Annotated in this window: 14 protein-coding genes; 8 read left to right on the plus strand and 6 right to left on the minus strand. The window is 64.2% G+C overall.

Annotated elements, in window-relative coordinates; genetic code table 11:
* Positions 1-38 precede the first annotated feature (38 nt).
* Entirely contained in the window at positions 39-1202 is a 1164-nt protein-coding gene (locus tag HNO53_RS17635) for an MFS transporter (protein WP_209473888.1), read from the plus strand.
* Positions 1203-1208: 6 nt separating this feature from the next.
* On the opposite strand, the gene HNO53_RS17640 is transcribed toward HNO53_RS17635, so the two are convergent.
* Both HNO53_RS17640 and HNO53_RS17645 read right to left on the minus strand, forming a co-directional pair.
* A complete protein-coding gene (locus tag HNO53_RS17640) occupies positions 1209-2441 on the minus strand; it encodes a DUF3422 domain-containing protein (RefSeq protein WP_209473889.1) in 1233 nt (410 codons plus the stop codon).
* A 94-nt stretch (positions 2442-2535) separates the two neighbouring features.
* Entirely contained in the window at positions 2536-3459 is a 924-nt protein-coding gene (locus HNO53_RS17645; RefSeq protein WP_209473890.1) for an alpha/beta hydrolase, read from the minus strand.
* Positions 3460-3588: 129 nt separating this feature from the next.
* Between HNO53_RS17645 and HNO53_RS17650 the strand changes: the two genes are divergently transcribed.
* Positions 3589-4650, plus strand: coding sequence for an acyltransferase family protein (locus HNO53_RS17650; protein WP_209473892.1), 1062 nt, complete (start codon positions 3589-3591; stop codon positions 4648-4650).
* A gap of 64 nt (positions 4651-4714) precedes the next feature.
* Here HNO53_RS17650 and HNO53_RS17655 read toward each other — a convergent pair whose 3' ends face one another.
* Positions 4715-5434 (minus strand): DUF3581 family protein, encoded by a 720-nt coding sequence (locus HNO53_RS17655; RefSeq protein ID WP_209473894.1) that lies wholly within the window; start codon positions 5432-5434, stop codon positions 4715-4717.
* A 455-nt stretch (positions 5435-5889) separates the two neighbouring features.
* Here HNO53_RS17655 and HNO53_RS17660 point away from each other — a divergent pair, with 455 nt between their 5' ends.
* Genes HNO53_RS17660 through HNO53_RS17675 form a run of 4 tightly spaced genes read left to right on the plus strand, consistent with a single transcriptional unit; the run spans position 5890 to position 11156 of the window.
* A complete protein-coding gene (locus HNO53_RS17660; RefSeq protein WP_209473896.1) occupies positions 5890-6324 on the plus strand; it encodes a type 2 periplasmic-binding domain-containing protein in 435 nt (144 codons plus the stop codon).
* A complete protein-coding gene (locus HNO53_RS17665; RefSeq protein ID WP_209473898.1) occupies positions 6293-7492 on the plus strand; it encodes a hypothetical protein in 1200 nt (399 codons plus the stop codon). Before HNO53_RS17660 ends, HNO53_RS17665 begins: the two co-directional genes overlap by 32 nt.
* A gap of 45 nt (positions 7493-7537) precedes the next feature.
* Positions 7538-10375 carry a bifunctional diguanylate cyclase/phosphodiesterase gene (locus HNO53_RS17670; protein ID WP_209473899.1) on the plus strand — a complete coding sequence of 946 codons (2838 nt, stop codon included), beginning with the start codon at positions 7538-7540 and terminating at the stop codon, positions 10373-10375.
* The gene (locus HNO53_RS17675; protein ID WP_209473901.1) at positions 10356-11156 is read left to right on the plus strand and encodes a PEP-CTERM/exosortase system-associated acyltransferase; all 801 of its coding nucleotides are present in this window, start codon (positions 10356-10358) and stop codon (positions 11154-11156) included. The genes HNO53_RS17670 and HNO53_RS17675 overlap by 20 nt, the downstream gene beginning before the upstream one ends.
* Here HNO53_RS17675 and HNO53_RS17680 read toward each other — a convergent pair.
* The 3 genes from HNO53_RS17680 to HNO53_RS17690 are packed head-to-tail and all read right to left on the minus strand — an operon-like array spanning position 11099 to position 13690.
* Entirely contained in the window at positions 11099-12283 is a 1185-nt protein-coding gene (locus HNO53_RS17680) for a DUF3541 domain-containing protein (protein WP_209473903.1), read from the minus strand. The two genes, HNO53_RS17675 and HNO53_RS17680, sit on opposite strands and share 58 nt — an antisense overlap.
* A gap of 1 nt (position 12284) precedes the next feature.
* On the minus strand, positions 12285-13055 hold the full coding sequence (locus HNO53_RS17685) for a trimeric intracellular cation channel family protein (RefSeq protein ID WP_209473905.1): 771 nt from the start codon (positions 13053-13055) through the stop codon (positions 12285-12287).
* Between the two features lie 50 nt (positions 13056-13105).
* The gene (locus HNO53_RS17690; protein ID WP_242597465.1) at positions 13106-13690 is read right to left on the minus strand and encodes a helix-turn-helix domain-containing protein; all 585 of its coding nucleotides are present in this window, start codon (positions 13688-13690) and stop codon (positions 13106-13108) included.
* Between the two features lie 207 nt (positions 13691-13897).
* Here HNO53_RS17690 and tdh point away from each other — a divergent pair, with 207 nt between their 5' ends.
* Together tdh and kbl are read left to right on the plus strand one after the other, a co-directional pair.
* Positions 13898-14926, plus strand: a complete 1029-nt coding sequence (gene tdh / locus HNO53_RS17695; RefSeq protein ID WP_209473906.1) for an L-threonine 3-dehydrogenase — start codon at positions 13898-13900, stop codon at positions 14924-14926.
* 1 nt (position 14927) lies between these two features.
* Positions 14928-16118, plus strand: coding sequence for a glycine C-acetyltransferase (kbl, locus tag HNO53_RS17700; protein ID WP_209473908.1), 1191 nt, complete (start codon positions 14928-14930; stop codon positions 16116-16118).
* Positions 16119-16197: the final 79 nt, after the last annotated feature.

Here is a 16197-nt window from a genome sequence, read left to right on the forward strand (position 1 = left end):
GCAGCCCGCGCGCTCCTACCTCTGCTGCGGGAGACGGCATGCCGACGCTGACGCTGGATCATGGAAGACGGGTCACCCTGAGCTATTTCGTCGTCTTCATTGCCATCGGCATGTGCGTCGGCCTGCTCGGCCCGACGCTCCCCTACCTCGCCGACATGACGGGATCGGGCATGAGCCAGATCGCCATCCTGTTCACCGCCCGCGCGCTGGGGACCATGCTCGGCTCGGTGCTCTCCGGGATACTGATCGACCGCTTCGACGGACACCGCGTGCTGGCGACGATGCTGCTGCTGCTCGCGGCTGGGCTTACCGCCGTGCCGTTCAGCCAGGCACTGGCCCTGTTGACCGTCGTGCTGTTCCTGCTCGGCCTGGCCGAGGTGTCGGTCAATGCCGGGGCCAACACGCTGCTGCTGTGGACTCACGGCCCGGCGTCGCCGCCCTGGATCAGCGCGCTGCATTTCTGCTTTGGCCTCGGCAACATGTTGATACCGCTCGTACTGGTGGCAGTGCTACGCCAAGGGTTCTCGTTCGCCTGGGCGTTCTGGCTCGTCGCCCTGTGCGTTACGGCACTGTCGTTTCCACTGCTACGTCAGTCGAGTCCGAAGCCACCCGATATCGCCATCACCCACCGCAGCGCCCCCCCGCCCCGGGACGGCTGGCGGCTGGCCATCTTCCTGCTCATGTTTGGCCTCTACGTCGGCATGGAAGTCACCTTCGCCGGCTGGGTGACCGCCTATGGCGTACTCAGCGGCACGGCGCCGGCGGACGCCGCCCTGCTGGTGACGCTGTTCTGGCTGACGCTGTCGGCCGGACGCCTGCTGGCCATTCCCCTGATTCGCCTGCTGTCGCCCTGGAAGGTCTTGCGCGTCTGCCTCTCACTAGGCCTGTTCGGCGCCCTGGCGCTGCACTTCCTGTGGCTGCCGTTATCGTTGGTGGCCCTGCTCTTCGGCCTGGCGTCATCGGCCATCTTTCCCACCCTGTTTGGCCTGAGCAATCAGCTGATGCCCAGCAGCGGGCGTACCACCGGCTGGATCTTCCTGGCCAGCGGGCTCGGCGGCATGGCGATACCCTCACTGACCGGGCCACTGCTGGAACGTGCCGGGACGAACGCCTTTCCCGTTCTGCTGATCGCCCTAGTCGGCCTGTTGCTGCTGGGGCTCACCCTCCTCCGCGCCAGGGTCAAGCGCGGCACTGGATGCTGAACGCCCTCAGTGCTGTTTCACCCGCCAGATACGCCAGGCCAGCAGACCGATGATCATACCGCTCAAGGGTCCCAGGATGAGCGCCGCCGTATGCGGGGGAATGGCGATGCCGAGCGCTTCCAGGCTCTCCAGCCCCAGCTTGAACAGGCTGAACACGTAGTAGCTGATGACGATGATCGACAGCCCCTCCACCGCCTTCTGGATCTTGAGCTGGCTGCTGGCCCGCTCGTCGAGGCTGTTGAGGATGCTCGAGTTCTGCTCCTCGATCTCGACCTGGGCCCGGGTACGCAGCAGGTCGTTCAGGCGCGCGGCACTTTCGGCCAGGCTCTCCTGGCGCTGGTGAATGGCGGCACAGTAGTGCACCGTGGGCCGGAAGCGGCGCAGAAGAAAGGTGCCCAGGCGCGGGCAATGGTCGACCCGCGCCTCCCTGAGCTCCTCGATGCGGGAGAAAACGATGCGTGCATAGGCTTCGGTGGCACTGAAGCGCTGGCGCGAGCGAGCACCGCTGCGCTCAAGTCGCGCAGAGAGCAGAGAGAGAGCCGTCAGTAGCGGGCGCGGATTGGCATCCTCCTGTTCGGCATTGCGATCGGACAACTCTCCCAGCTCCAGCTCGTAGGCCTGCAGCTCGAGCGCCAACTCCTTGGCTAGGGGCAGCGACAGCGATGCCATCATGCGGTAGGTCTCGATTTCGAATAACCGGCGCACCATCCGCCCGAGCCGAAAGGCGTTGAGGCCATGATTGAGCAGTAGCAGACGGGTGTAGCCTCCCGCATCGAGACGGAAGTCGCCCCAGATCGTCGCGTCGCCACCGCCGACCTGCGAGCCGGCCGGGTCGGTGAAACCGTAGGCCTCGGCGCTGCCCCGCCAGGCATCATCGCCTTCCACCAGCACCAGCGTGGCGTTGATCAGCGCATCGCTCTGGGATTCGACGACCGGAGCCAGCCACGCCGGGGGTGCCGCCCAAGGCTCGACGCCCGCCGCCTTGGGCACCATCACGGTAAGCGTCGAGAACTCGGTGTGCCGCTCCCATTTCAGCACCTTGTCATCGAGCGTGAGAATCTGCTGGACGGCATCGTTGTCGAAGGCGAGACCGGTGGCCTCTCCCAAGTGGATCAGGAGCTCGGCATGCGCCTGGGCATCGGCCAGGAAAGCATAGTGGTAGAGATGGGCCGGCTCCGAGAAATAGATCGACGGTCGGGCGTGCAGTTCGTTATGCAAGCGTTCGCGTTGTGAGTGCATTCGATGGGCCTGAAAGGGGGTCGATCCTTGAGACTAAGGTCTAAAGAGCGCGCCGCCAACCCCGCTTTCGACTGCCATGGCACACGCTTTGGTACTAGCGAGACCTCGTGCCGGCGGAGGAGGGTTCGGAAACGCCTTCATCGACCAGGACCTCCAGCGGCACCGGCCCCTGCAGGAAGCGCCCGATCCAGGCCAAGGCGCTGGGCAGGCTGGCGCGCCACACGCGCCAGGTATGACCGCCGCGCAGCACCTCCATGGCCACCAGGTCCGGCTGGTGCGGAACCAGCGCCTGGCGCACGAGCCGCGTATGATGCTCGGCATTGTAGACGTCGCGATTGCCGGCACTGAGATAGAGAGGCACTACCGCGTCTCGTTCCAGGTAGCCTTCCAGGTGGGTGGTGTAGTTGCGGCGCTGCCACAGCGTCTCGTCGAAGTCGCCCGTCTCGTCGAGGAAGGCGGGGTGCCGCCAGGCCGAGGAGTTCCGCGGCGGCAATGGATGGTAGCTGGCCGGACTGAGGGCCGCCGCCGCGGCGAACAGGTCCGGCCGCTCGAGCACGAAGTTGAGCGTGCCGTAGCCGCCGGCCGAAAGCCCGCCAATGGCGCGCCACTCGCGTCGGGGCACGACCTGCCAGGTCTCCTCGACGGTGGGCATGAGTTCCTGGAAAAAGGCCGAGCGCGCCGCCTCGTTGTGACCGTCGATCCACCAGCTCTCGCTGCCAGGCATGACGATGACAGTGGACGGCATGAGGCCCTCGCGAATCATGTGATCGGCGGCCTGCTCGATCCTGCCGCTCTCGACCCAGTCCCTTTCGCTGCCGAACGAACCGTGGAGCAGGTAGAGAATCGGGTAGGCCTGGTTCGTCTCGTGGTAGCCATCCGGCAGGTACAGGGCGTAATGATAGTCACGCCCCAGAATCTCCGAGGCGAAGCGGTGGTACGTGATGTCGCCGGCCTGTGACGTGCCCCCCCACAGGAAGGCGATGCCCAGTGCGGCGGCAAGCGCACGTTGGAGGGTCATGGCACGGGGCTCCTTGTGCCGAAGTGCAGCGCCATACGCAAAGCCTATCGCGGAATCTCTCCGTCTCGTCATGGTCCGACAATGTATCGACGGTCGGTGTTCCTCGCTCCCAAGGAAGGAAGGGCGCTCATGCAGAGGATCGAAGAAATCTACTGGCTACGCTTCTACGGCTGCCTGGCCGTGTTCGGCTACCACTTTCTCGACCGCTTGAACCAGTACCTCGACAACGTCTATCTCGACCTGGCCCGCATCCCGACCGTGCTCGGCACGCCCATCTTCATCTTCATCTCGATCTTCCTGTTCTCGGCCCGCTACGGCGATCGCCCTCCTCCCGGCTTTCTAGTCAAGCGTCTGCAGTACGTCATGGTGCCGTATGTCGTCTATGGGCTGATCTATGCCCTGACCAAGTACACGAACCTGCGTCGGGAGGGCGTGCCGGCCGGCCTCATCGATACGCTCATCGAATACCTCCTGTACGCCGGCTGGCACGGTTATTTTCTGATCATCGCCATGCAGTTCTACGCCTTCTACTGGCTCTACTCCCGCTATGGCCTGGAGCGATGGTTGCCACCTGGCCCTTGGCTGGTAGCGGGGTGCCTGATCAGCATCGCCTACTGGGGCCTGACCCGACACTTCGACATCGAACCGCCAGGTTACCTGCTCTGGATCGCCCCACTCGGCTGGATCTACCTGTTCTTTCTGGCCATGCTGGTGGTGCGCCACTACCCTCGACTCGCCCCCGAGCGCCTGGCGGAAGTGACCTGGCTAAAGTGGCTGTCGCAGCCGGCGTTCCTGCTGGGCTTCGTCGCCGCGGTCGTGCTACTGACCCTGCGTGGCGACCTGGAGTTCTCCTCCAAGGAGACCTGGGTCGTGCCGTTCTTCGTGCTGTTCACGTTCTACGTCGTCACGCGGCTGCGCAACGTGCGGGCCACCCCGCTGGTCAAGTTCATCAACCGCTATTCGTTCGGCATCTATCTCGCCCACCCCATGTTCTTCGCCATGGTCGACTTCGCCCATGAGTTCGTCCCCTTCTCGCTGCTCCTCTATTCGCTGCTGCTGCTCGTGGTGGGCATGGCCGGCTCGATTGCCTTCAACCGGGCCGTCAACGGCATCCCCTGGGGCGGCATGCTGTTTGGCAAGACGCTTTACGTGCCCGAAGCGCAGCACCGGACGGCGACGCAGGCACGCTAGGCAGCTGGCGGATCTGGTCGAACGTCGCGGCGAATGCGGAGGGTGAGGCCGCACGAACCGGGCGTCAGGCTTGATGAGTGCCCTCGTAGGCCGATTTCAAGCGATAGAACTCGGCAACGATGTCGTCCATGGCGGCAGGGTCGTAGTCGCTGAGCCCACTGACGACCAGTTTCTTCGAACCACTGCCGACCGGCCGGCCACGATCGATGATGCGAAACTCCAGTCTCACGTCGCCACGCTTGCCGATCACCTCGAGACTCGAGTCGACCAGTTCCAGGCAAGGATCGACCAGATCGAGCCTGTCGAGCGAAAAGCCCATGCTGTCGTAGATGACCAGTGGACGCTTGGGATTGAACATCACCCCCCGCGACTCCAGCAGCGGCTTGAGGACATGGGGAAAGTTCTTACCGGAGAAGGACACGTAGCAGCGGGTAAAGGCTTCGATGACCGCAGCATCGAGACTGGTATCGCCTTCGCGCCCCACTTCGAGGTACTGCTTCCCCTCATCGTCCCTGACCACGAGCTGTCCCGACTCCTTCTCCTCGACATGCAGCAGGATTCCGTCACCCACCATGCTGCGGAAACGAAAATCCATGTGCCGGGAAAGGCCGAACCGACTCAGCACCAGGGCAAACAGCAGATCACCGGGCACGCAGAATCGTCGAGCTCCCGCGTCATGGATGGGGTTGAAATCTCCGGCGACACGTTTGGCGAAGTCGCTTGCCTGTTGCGCGGAGATGCGGAAGCCCACGTCCGCTGGCGTATGGTACGGGTCGAGAAACATGCGTGTTCAGGCCTGTCCTTGGTTGGAAGAACTCAAGTTGGCGATAATGCCATTTTTTACCTCGACGCGGCCACTTCGGACAGGGAAGTGCCATCTCGCAGCCACGGCTCCGTTGCTGGCGGATTCGCAGGCCGGAGCATAAGCCTTTGAATTCATGCCCCCACGGGAAAGGGATACGAATGGCCCCATGGTTGATTGGCCCCTTGCCCTTACTCGTCATTCTTGTGATATACGTATATCGTACAACAAGGCTCAGCAGCTAAGTGCGATACATAATCATCAGGTAACCTATCGCGACTGACTCGGCCGCTTCAGCAGAGTAAGGGATCGGGGGATAACACTATCGATACGCGCAGGAAATCCTGGCCAGCCATCCTCTCCGTTGTGCCAGGCAGAGGAGCCGTCTTTGCAGATCCGGCCAGCGCGGTGCCATCACTCATTGGGGACATCGGCGCGTGGCGGGATTGACACGTTGGCTGATGCTGCCGCTGGTGCTGGCACTATTGAGCGTGCCCGCGCAGGCCAATGAGCGTCAGATCGTCCTGATCGCGCACCCGAACGTGGTCGATGCCGCCCTCACCCGCGACACCACCCGGGCAATCTTTGCCATGCGACAGCGCAGCTGGCCCGATGGCCAGGCCGTCCGCGTCTTCGTGTTGCCCAGCACCCACCCTGTCCACGCTCGCTTCGCCAAGGAGCGTCTTAGCGTTTACCCCCATCAGCTGCAGTTGGCCTGGGATCGCATGGTGTTCTCGGGGACGGGCCAGGCCCCAAGCCAGGTCGACAGCCAATCTGAAATGCTGGAACGCGTCGCCACGACACCTGGCGCCCTTGGGTATCTGGAAAGGGAGTATCTGGATGATAGAGTCCAAATCATTACCATGGAGTAGACGCCGCCGTTCACACTCCGTGTGCGTGGCGCTGGCTCTCGCCTGGGCTCCCATGGCCGGGGCGGATGACGTCATGGATACCCTGCAGGTACACGGCTTTCTCAGCCAAGCGCTCGTCATCACCGACGACAACGATTTCTTCGGCCCCAGCAGCAACGACGGCAGTCTCAAGTACACCGAGATCGGCGCCAATGCCTCGATCCGGCCTCGCCCCGACGTGCTCGTGGCGGCCCAGGTACTGAGCAGGCGGGCCGGGGGTGACGGTAGCGATGCCCGCCCAGCCCTGGACTATGGCGTGGTCGACTACCAGCCATACTCCGACCAGCGGCGAACCTTGGGCATCCAGCTCGGGCGCTTCAAGAACCCCTTCGGCTTTTACAACCAGACGCGGGACGTGGCCTTCACCCGCCCCAGCATACTGCTTCCCCAGTCGATCTATTTCGACCGCACCCGCTCGCTCGGGCTTTCCGCCGATGGCGTCAGCCTGTATGCCGAGGAGCGGATGGAGCACGGCACGCTGCGCTTCACCGGAGGCGTCGGCACCCCTACCACGCGCGACCTGGGTGACCAGCTCTTTCCCGCCCACCTGGGCATGGACGTGAGCGGCAGCACATCTTCCATCGCCCAACTGCGCTATGAGCACTCGGGAGGACATTTCACGGCAGCCCTCAGCGCCGCGGACGTCAACCTGGACCTGGGACTCGGCCCCAGCGAAGGCGAACTCAACTTCCAACCCTGGATACTCTCGCTACAGTACGACAAGGAGCATTGGGCATTAACGGGCGAGTTCGCCCTGCGCCAGGTATCGACCACCGATACCGGCCCCTTGCCCGGCTCCGACGTCACCGGCGAGAGCTGGTACATCCAGTACACTCGGCGCTTCCTCGACAATTGGCAGTGGCTGGTTCGCTACGACAGTCTGGTCAGCAATCGCGACGACCGCTCGGGTCAAGCCTACGAGGCCCAGGGGCGAGGCCCCGCGCATGCGCGCTATGCGGATGACATCACGTTCGGGCTGCAGTGGCGGGTCAACCCCCGCGTGCTGGTGGCTGCCGAATACCATCACATCGACGGCACCGGCTGGTTGCCGTTACGCGACGAACCGGATCCCGCCGAGACTCAGCGGCGCTGGAACATGGTGCTTTTTCAACTCTCACTGCGCTTCTGATCGACGAACCCACTACTCTTCAAGAATCGGCCAGGGATTGCCAGCATGAGCGCTTCCTCACCACAAGCACCTCGTTCGCGAATGAGCCTGACTTGGCGAGTGCTTGCCCTGAGCAGCCTGTTGCTGCTGGTGCTGGCGGGGCTATTCACATGGCTGGGCCATGCCAACCTGACCCGTCAGTTCGAGGAGAGCCGCCGGGAAAGCAACCAGCGAGAAGCGCGCGAAATCCAGCTGGCCCTGCAACGCTCCGAGGCGAGCCTGCTGCAAATCGCGGCGCTGACAGCCGCCTCTCCCGACCTGGGCCCGGCGCTGGCCAACGACGAGCGCACGGCGCTGATCGGCTCGCTCTCGTCCCAGTGGCCGACGCTTCAGCTCGAAGCCGGCATCGACGAAATCCTGGTGTTCGATGCCCAAGGTCGCCAGCTGGCCGAGTGGGGCGAAGCCCAGGCCGACAGGGAGCGGCCCGTGCAGGACTGGGTTAACCAGGTCATGGAAACCGAGTATCCGTTCTCCGCGCTGCGCTGTGCCAACGACTGCCGGCAATATGCCGCCGTGCCCATCCTGGTCGAAGGCGAAAGCGTCGGCATGGTGGTGCTGTCCCGCTCCTTGGCCGACGTGACCCGCCAGGCCCAGCAGGTTTCCGGCAGCGACGTCGCGCTGTTGATCACCGGTGCGCACAGCACTGAGGTGGCATCGGAGCGGCACCTGGCGAGCTGGAACGGTAACCTTGTTGCGCTGACACATACGAGCGAATACCTGCCCTTACTGCGGCGAGCAGCGCAGCAGGCCATGCTCAGCGACATTCTCGCCACACCATTGCGCCTGCGCCATGAGGGCCGCGCTTATGAACTGTCCGCCGTACGCATGGAGGCCGAGGATAGCCGGCGCAGCACCGGCTTCTTTCTCCTCGCCGCGGACATCACCTCCCAGATCCGAACCATTCAACGGGATACGCGCAACCTGATGTTGGTCAGCATCGGCGGCTGGCTTGCCGCCGAGTTGCTGCTGCTGGCCATCCTGCTGCGCCCGATGGCCAGGCTGCGGCGGCTGGCCGGCGTCCTTCCCGTCCTGGCTCATGGAGGCTTTGCCAAAGCCCGCAGCGCCATCCCCGTGCCACAGGGCCGCTTCGAAGACGAAATCGACGTCCTCGAGGGCACGACGCTGGCCCTTTCCGATCAGTTGGAAGCGCTGGAGAAGGAGGTCACGGCTCGGGGGCTCCAGCTCGCCGAGCGGGTCGACGAGCTGGCCCGCGAGCGCGATTTCGTCGGTAGCCTGCTGGATACCGCACGCGTTTTCATCGTCACCCAGGACGATCAGGGCCATATCACGCTGATCAACGACTACGCCCTCACGACCCTGGCCATGCAGGAGGAGCGCCTGCTGGGCCGTGCATTCGACGATGTCTTCACGCCACGCAGCGACAATGAGCCGGACAAGGAAGTTTCCCAGGAGGAACGCAGCCTGGTAACGGCGGATGGACGACAGCGAACCATTGCCTGGTACCATGCGCCGCTGGCGTCACACAGCGACTCCCGGGCGGCCCGCATTTCGGTCGGTCTCGATATTACCGAACGCAAGCTGGCCGAAGCGCGCCTCACCTGGTTGGCCGAGCGCGATCCGTTGACGGAGCTGTACAACCGGCGTTATTTCCAGGAGGCGCTGGGGCAGGCGATGCGACGAGGTCGCTGCGGTGCGGTGCTGCTACTCGACCTCGATCACTTCAAGGACGTCAATGAGCTCAGCGGCCACCACACCGGCGATCAGCTGCTGCGCATGGTGGCGGATACGCTATTTCAGGAGTTCGGCCATCACGGCGTCATTGCGCGACTGGGGGGCGACGAGTTCGCGATGCTGTTGGAGGGCGCCGACACCCGGCGAGCCATCAGTATCGCCAAGCAGATCACCCCGCTGCTCGACAGCACCGGCCTGGATGCCGGCGGACAGCGCCACAGGGCGACGGCGAGCCTGGGCATCGCGCTGTTCCCGACACATGGCGACAACCCTGCCGACCTGATGGCCAATGCCGACCTGGCCATGTACAAGGCCAAGGAGAGCGGTTCCCAGCGCTGGCATCTGCTTTCGACACTCGAGCGCGCCAAGGACGAATTGCAGGAGCGGGTCTACTGGGTGGAGCGGATCCGCCAAGCCATCGACGAGGAAGGCTTCGAATTGATGGTGCAGCCGATCGTGCGCCTGAGCGATGGCGACGTGCGCCACTATGAGGTGCTGCTGCGCATGCGCGGCCCGAAGGGAGCGCTCATCTCCCCGGTACACTTCATTCCGGTGGCGGAGCGCAGCGGCCAGATCGTGCATATCGACCGCTGGGTGCTGCGTCAGAGCCTGCGCGCCCTGAGCCGCGTGCAGGCCCAGGGGATCAGCCTCGCCGTCAACCTTTCGGGCCAGACCCTTCATGACGAGGGTCTCAAGCAGTTTCTCATGGATGAACTGAAGACCACCGGCGCAGACCCGCACCACCTGATTCTCGAGATCACCGAGACGGCTGCCGTCACCGACTTTTCCAGCGCGCGCGGAGTACTTCAAGCGCTGCGCGACCTGGGCTGCCGCACAGCCCTCGATGATTTCGGCGTCGGGTTCAGCAGCTTCCACTATCTCGGCGAGCTGCCAGTCGACTTCATCAAGATTGACGGCGCCTTCATTCGCACCCTGAGCACGAACGCAGACAGCCAGGTCATCGTCAAGGCCATCGCCGACATCGCGGCTGGGTTCGGCAAGCAGGCCATCGCCGAGTTCGTTGATCAGGAGGTTTTGATTTCCCTTTTGACTTCCTACGGCATCACTTACGGCCAGGGCTACCATCTTGGTCGTCCCACCCCTCTGGCTGAGGCCATTCCGGGAGTTTCACATGGAGACACCACGTCATAAGTCGAACATCAGCGAGCGTGACGTGCCCCAGAGTGATCGGGTGCGAGAGTTCGTCGAGCAATACCGTTTCATCATCGCTCGTTGCCGGGAGAGTCGTTACCGAGCCTACGCCTTGCGTCACAAGGTTTTTCGCGAGGAACTTGAGTACGCCCTGGGGGATGATGTCGACACTCCCTTCGAGAAGGATGCCCACGACAAGCATTCGATCCTCTGCCTGCTCCACCATGTCGGGAGCAACCGTGACGCCGGTTGTCTACGGGTGGTCCTGCCCATCGACAATGACGGGCAGCCAAGGACCCTGCCGCTGGAGGAGAGCTGCGCCCATGGCCTGACCGACCCACAGCTGCATCCGGATCGGTTCGAGCGCAACTCGCTCTGCGAGGTCTCACGCCTCGCCGTGCATCCCGACTTTCGCCGCACGCGAGAATGTGCGCTGGGCCTACGCGAACAGGACCTCCAGCCGCTCGAAGAAAACCGCTTGCCTCCCCCTTCCCCGTTGGTGACCCTGAGCCTGTTCCTGGCCGCCACCGCTATCGTCGGCCTTTCGGGCAGGCGCCATGTCTTTTCCATGATGGAGCCGCGCTTTGCACGCCTGCTGAAAATCTCCGGCTTGCAGTTCCGCCAGGTCGGCAATGTCATCGATTACTGCGGCCCCAGGGCGGCCTACTACATCGACCAGCACCAGGCCGAACGGGATCTCCAGCCCAGCCTGCAGCCGCTCTATCAGCACATCTGGACCTCACTGGCACCGCAAGTCGAGAGCGCTACCCCTCTCGTCTGACGCGGGGATGTCAGAGCCTGCGCGGGCGGGCGTCGCGGTGCGCCCGCGGACGACGAGACACTTGCCGACAAGTCAGGACCGGAGTACAGCCGGCCCGGCCAGGTGAGCACCATCACAGCCAGTACGTTGCGATGCTCGCCTCGCACCAGGTCGGTCTCGCCTCGCGGTGAGGGGATAATACCGGCCCCTGGGTCGATCGACTCCATCAGGCGCTGGCGAATTCTGGTCACGACAGGGTGATCTTCGTTTCCCGTCAGCAGGAAGACGAGCGCCACCTCGGCCTGAATGTCCTCGGTGGCCTGGTCGAGGATGCGTTCGATCTCGGCGGCAAGCGCCTCGAGGATCCAGGCATGCCGTTCGGCCGAGACCCAGCGCTGATAGTAGAGGCTGTCGGCGATCACGATATGGGTCATGCCATACAGGCGATTGCGGTAATCGGCTTCGTCCAGGGCCGCCACGGTATCCAGGGGAAACGTGTCCTGGAACGCATCGCGCATCTCGTGGCGCAGATCGACGATACCCAACTGGTGCAGGAACCAGGCCTGATTGGCTACCTGGGCGGTATACAGGCGCATGACCTCGGGGTCGGTGAGGAAGCGCTGCCAGGCCAGGCTCCCCAAGTAGTCGAGCGCGCGCTCATGATCGGGCACCGCATCCAGCAAGCCGTAATAGTCCGCCTGAACCAGGCGAAAGAGCAGCTGGCGGCCGAAGGCTATCTCGCCCCACTTCGCCAGCATCGCTTTCCTGGCCCGCTGCTTGGCCGTGCGGAGTGGATAGTTGGCCACGGCCTGCTGGGCACGAGCCGCTGCATAGCCCGGCTCGGCGAGCCCTTCGATGTCACGTTCGAGCTGGGCCAGCAGCCGCCGGCCGTGGGCTTCGATGAACGGCAGGTAAGCCTGATCGCCGCTGATGCGATAGAGCCGCTGGGCATAGTGACGCTGCTTGTCGCGAGGCAACTCGGGCAAGGCCGCCTCATAGACGGCCTGGATCGCCTGACCGGTGGCCGAATAGTCGCGGGACGGCTGCGCGGGCTCGGTGGCACAACCGGAAAGCCATAGCAGCAGTATCAGCAATGCGGCACGCCAGCGACCCGTTGCCAGCCGAACCGGGGTCTGGGCTACGTTCATGTCATCGGTCCCTCTGCCGGCGGCGCTGCCCACGCTGCTGCCTGGGCGAGATCATGCGCACCCTGACCTTGGGGCGCACCGGCGAAGGCCCGCCCTGCCCATCGCCTGACAACGGCTCGGCGCCAGACGATGGCGCTGGCTCCCTGGGCGGATGAATGGTGACCCAGGCAAAGACGGGCAGCGTCAGGCCCCAGTGAATGGCTGCCAGGCGCAGGCCCAGCGTCACCGCAAGCGCCAGGCCAATGGCGATCCCCGGCATGACCTCCAGCGCCCCCAGCCCCACATAGGCGATACCGCCGGCAATGGAGGCGGTGGCATACACCTCCTGGCGCAGCACCATGGGTACGCGGCGCGCCAGTACGTCGCGTACCATGCCGCCGGCCACACCGGTCAACAGGCCCATCAGCACCGCCACCACGCCGGGCGCCTCCAGTTGCAGCGCCTTGTGCGCCCCGATCACCGTGAACAGCGCCAGGCCGAAGGCATCGGCCACCGGCAGGAACACGCGGGAGAGGCGATGAATGTAGTGGAAGCCGACGATGGAGAGCCCCACGGTACCAAGAATGACCCACAGGTAGGTCGGGTCGGCGACCCAGAACACCGGGCGCACGCCCAGCACTAGGTCGCGCAGGGTACCTCCGCCGATACCGGTGACCGCCGCCAGTACCAGCATGCCGAAAGGATCCATGCGCGAGCGACAGGCGAGAATCACGCCCGAGAGAGCGAAGACGACCACCCCCGCCATGTCCAGCCAATACACCAGAGCCGTCAAGTCCTTCTCCTGCAATGCGGGCCGCGAGTTGCGGGCAAACTATCGTGCCTTCACTGATAGGTCACGACGAGAAAGCTCACCAGTTCCCCGTCGCCACGACTCTCGATGGTGTGCTCGAGATCGGCATGGTAGTGGGCCGAGTCTCCCGGGTTCAGCTCGCAGCGATTCTCCCCCGCCACGACAAGCGCCTGTCCCTGAGTGACGGTCAGCAGCTCGCGGGTACCCTCGAAATGTGCGGCACTCTGCAGCCGTGCTCCGGGCGCCAGACGAATCTCGTAGAATTCGACATTCTTTTCCATGTGCAGCGGCGAGAGCGTACGGATGCGGCAGTCGCGGTCGTCGCGGAACAGCTGGCTGGCGTCGTTGCCGCGCACCACCTCTATGCGTGAGGCCGTCCACGGCTGATCCACCAGGTCGCCGATGTTCATGTCGAACGCCTGGGCAATACGCAGCGTGACCGCCAGCGTCGGATTGGCCTTGCCGCGCTCGATCTGGCTGAGCATCGAACGGCTGACGCCGGAGGCCGCCGCCAGCTGCTCCAGGGTGAGCCCACGCCCCTTGCGCAGCTCGATCACCCGGCCGGCAAGACTGCCGGCTTCCGTTTGCGCTTCGTCTACCATGGTGGTGTCACTCACTTCGCATTTTCTCTATACCCAAGGGACAGCTAGACCCGAGAGACGGCTGACCTCGGCGAACCGATTCCATTATGCAGGAAAAAAATCTTGCAAAAGAGATTTGTTCTGCAATACTGGAATTCATTCTCTCATGCTAAACCCAACGTAGTGAATTGCCAGCATCACCTTCGCCTGAACCCTTCAACCACAAGTCAGGAAGGTAGACACATGAAAGCACTGATCAAGAAGGAGGCCTCACCCGGCCTCTGGCTGGACGAGGTGCCCGACCCACAGGTCGGCATCAACGACGTGCTGATCAAGGTGAAGCGCACCGCCATCTGCGGCACCGACGTACACATCTACAAGTGGGACAGCTGGGCGCAGAAGACCATTCCCGTGCCCATGGTGGTGGGCCATGAGTTCGTCGGCGAGATCGTCGAGGTCGGCTCCAACGTCAACGACTTCCACCCGGGGCAGCTTGTCTCCGGCGAGGGCCACGTGGTGTGCGGGCGCTGCCGCAACTGCCTGGCCGGGCGCCGCCACCTGTGCGCGCATACCAGCGGCGTGGGCGTCAATCGTCCCGGCGCCTTCGCCGAGTACGTGGCACTGCCGATGTCCAACGTGTGGGAGCACAAGCCGGGAATCGACCTCGACGTGGCCGCCATTTTCGATCCGCTGGGCAACGCCGTGCATACCGCGCTGCAGTTCGATCTGCTCGGCGAGGACGTGCTGATCACCGGCGCCGGGCCGATCGGTGCCATGGCTGCGGCGGTGTGCCGCCATGCCGGGGCGCGCCACGTGGTGGTCACCGATCTCAACCCGGGCCGCCTCGAACTGGCCGGGCGCCTGGGTGCTACCCGCACCGTGGACGTTCGCCACGAGACACTTGCCGACGTGCAGCGCGAACTGGGGCTGACCGAGGGCTTCGACGTGGGCCTGGAGATGTCCGGCAGCCCGGCCGCCTTCCGCGACATGCTGGCCAACATGTGTCACGGCGGCAAGGTGTCGATGCTCGGCATTCCTACCGAGGAGATCGCCATCGACTGGAACACTGTGATCTTCAACATGCTGACGCTGAAGGGCATCTACGGCCGCGAGATGTACGAGACTTGGTACAAGATGTCGGTGATGATCGAGTCGGGCCTCGACATCTCCCCGGTGATCACCCACCGTCTGCCCTATAGCGAATTCCAGCGCGGCTTCGACGCCATGCTCAGTGGCGAAGCGAGCAAGGTCGTTCTCAACTGGGAGACATGACATGTACGGAGCCTTCAAGCAGCACCTGCGCGGCGAGCTCGACGCCATTCGCCAGGCCGGGCTGACCAAGCACGAGCGTCAGCTGACCACCCCCCAGGGTGCCCATGTCGGCATCAACGCCGGCACCGAGGTGCTCAACCTGTGTGCCAACAACTACCTGGGCCTGGCGCAGCATCCCGAGGTCAATGCGGCCGCCAGGGCCGGGCTCGAGGAGTGGGGCTACGGGCTGGCCTCGGTGCGCTTCATCTGCGGTACCCAGAGCCTGCACAAGCAGCTCGAGCAGCGCCTCACCGACTTTCTCGGCACCGAGGACACGATCCTCTATCCCTCCTGCTTCGACGCCAATGGCGGGCTGTTCGAAACGCTGCTCGGCGCCGAGGACGCGGTGATCTCCGACGAGCTCAATCACGCCAGCATCATCGACGGCGTGCGCCTGTGCAAGGCCCGGCGCTACCGCTACCGCAACAACGACATGACCGACCTCGAGGCGCAGTTGAAAGCCGCCGATCGCGACGGCGCGCGCTTCAAGCTGATCACTACCGACGGCGTGTTCTCCATGGATGGGTACATTGCCCGGCTCGACGAGATCTGTGACCTGGCCGAACGCTACGGTGCCCTGGTGCACTTCGACGACTGCCATGCCACTGGCTTTCTCGGCGAGGGCGGCCGCGGCACCCACGAGTACCGCGGCTGCATGGACCGTATCGACATCACCACCGGCACGCTGGGCAAGGCGCTGGGAGGCGCCAGCGGCGGCTATACCAGCGGTAAGCGAGAGATCGTCGAGCTGCTGCGACAGCGTTCGCGTCCCTATCTGTTCTCCAACACCGTGGCACCACCAGTGGTCGCTGGCGCGCTGAAGGCCATCGAGCTGGCCGCCGAGTCCGGCGAGTTGCGCAACCGGCTAACCGTGAACACCGCCTTCTTCCGTGAGGGCCTCGAGCGTCTGGGCTTCGAGCTGCTGCCCGGCGAGCACCCCATCGTGCCGGTGATGCTGCATGACGCCGGGCTTGCCGGGCGCTTCGCCGAGGAGATGCTCAAGGAGGGCGTCTACGTGATCGCCTTCTCCTACCCGGTGGTCCCCCAGGGCAAGGCGCGAATCCGCACCCAGATATCCGCCGCGCTGAGCCGCGACGATCTGGAGTTCGCCCTGGCTGCCTTCGGTCGGGTCAAGGAGCGCCTGGGGCTGTGACGGGCCTTTTGTGACGAGCCTTTTATGACGGGCTTTGCCTGAATACCGCACCGCTTCGGCGAGAATGGCGCGGTTTCTA

The organism is Billgrantia antri (assembly GCF_017868935.1).
GTDB classification, from domain to species: domain Bacteria; phylum Pseudomonadota; class Gammaproteobacteria; order Pseudomonadales; family Halomonadaceae; genus Halomonas; species Halomonas antri.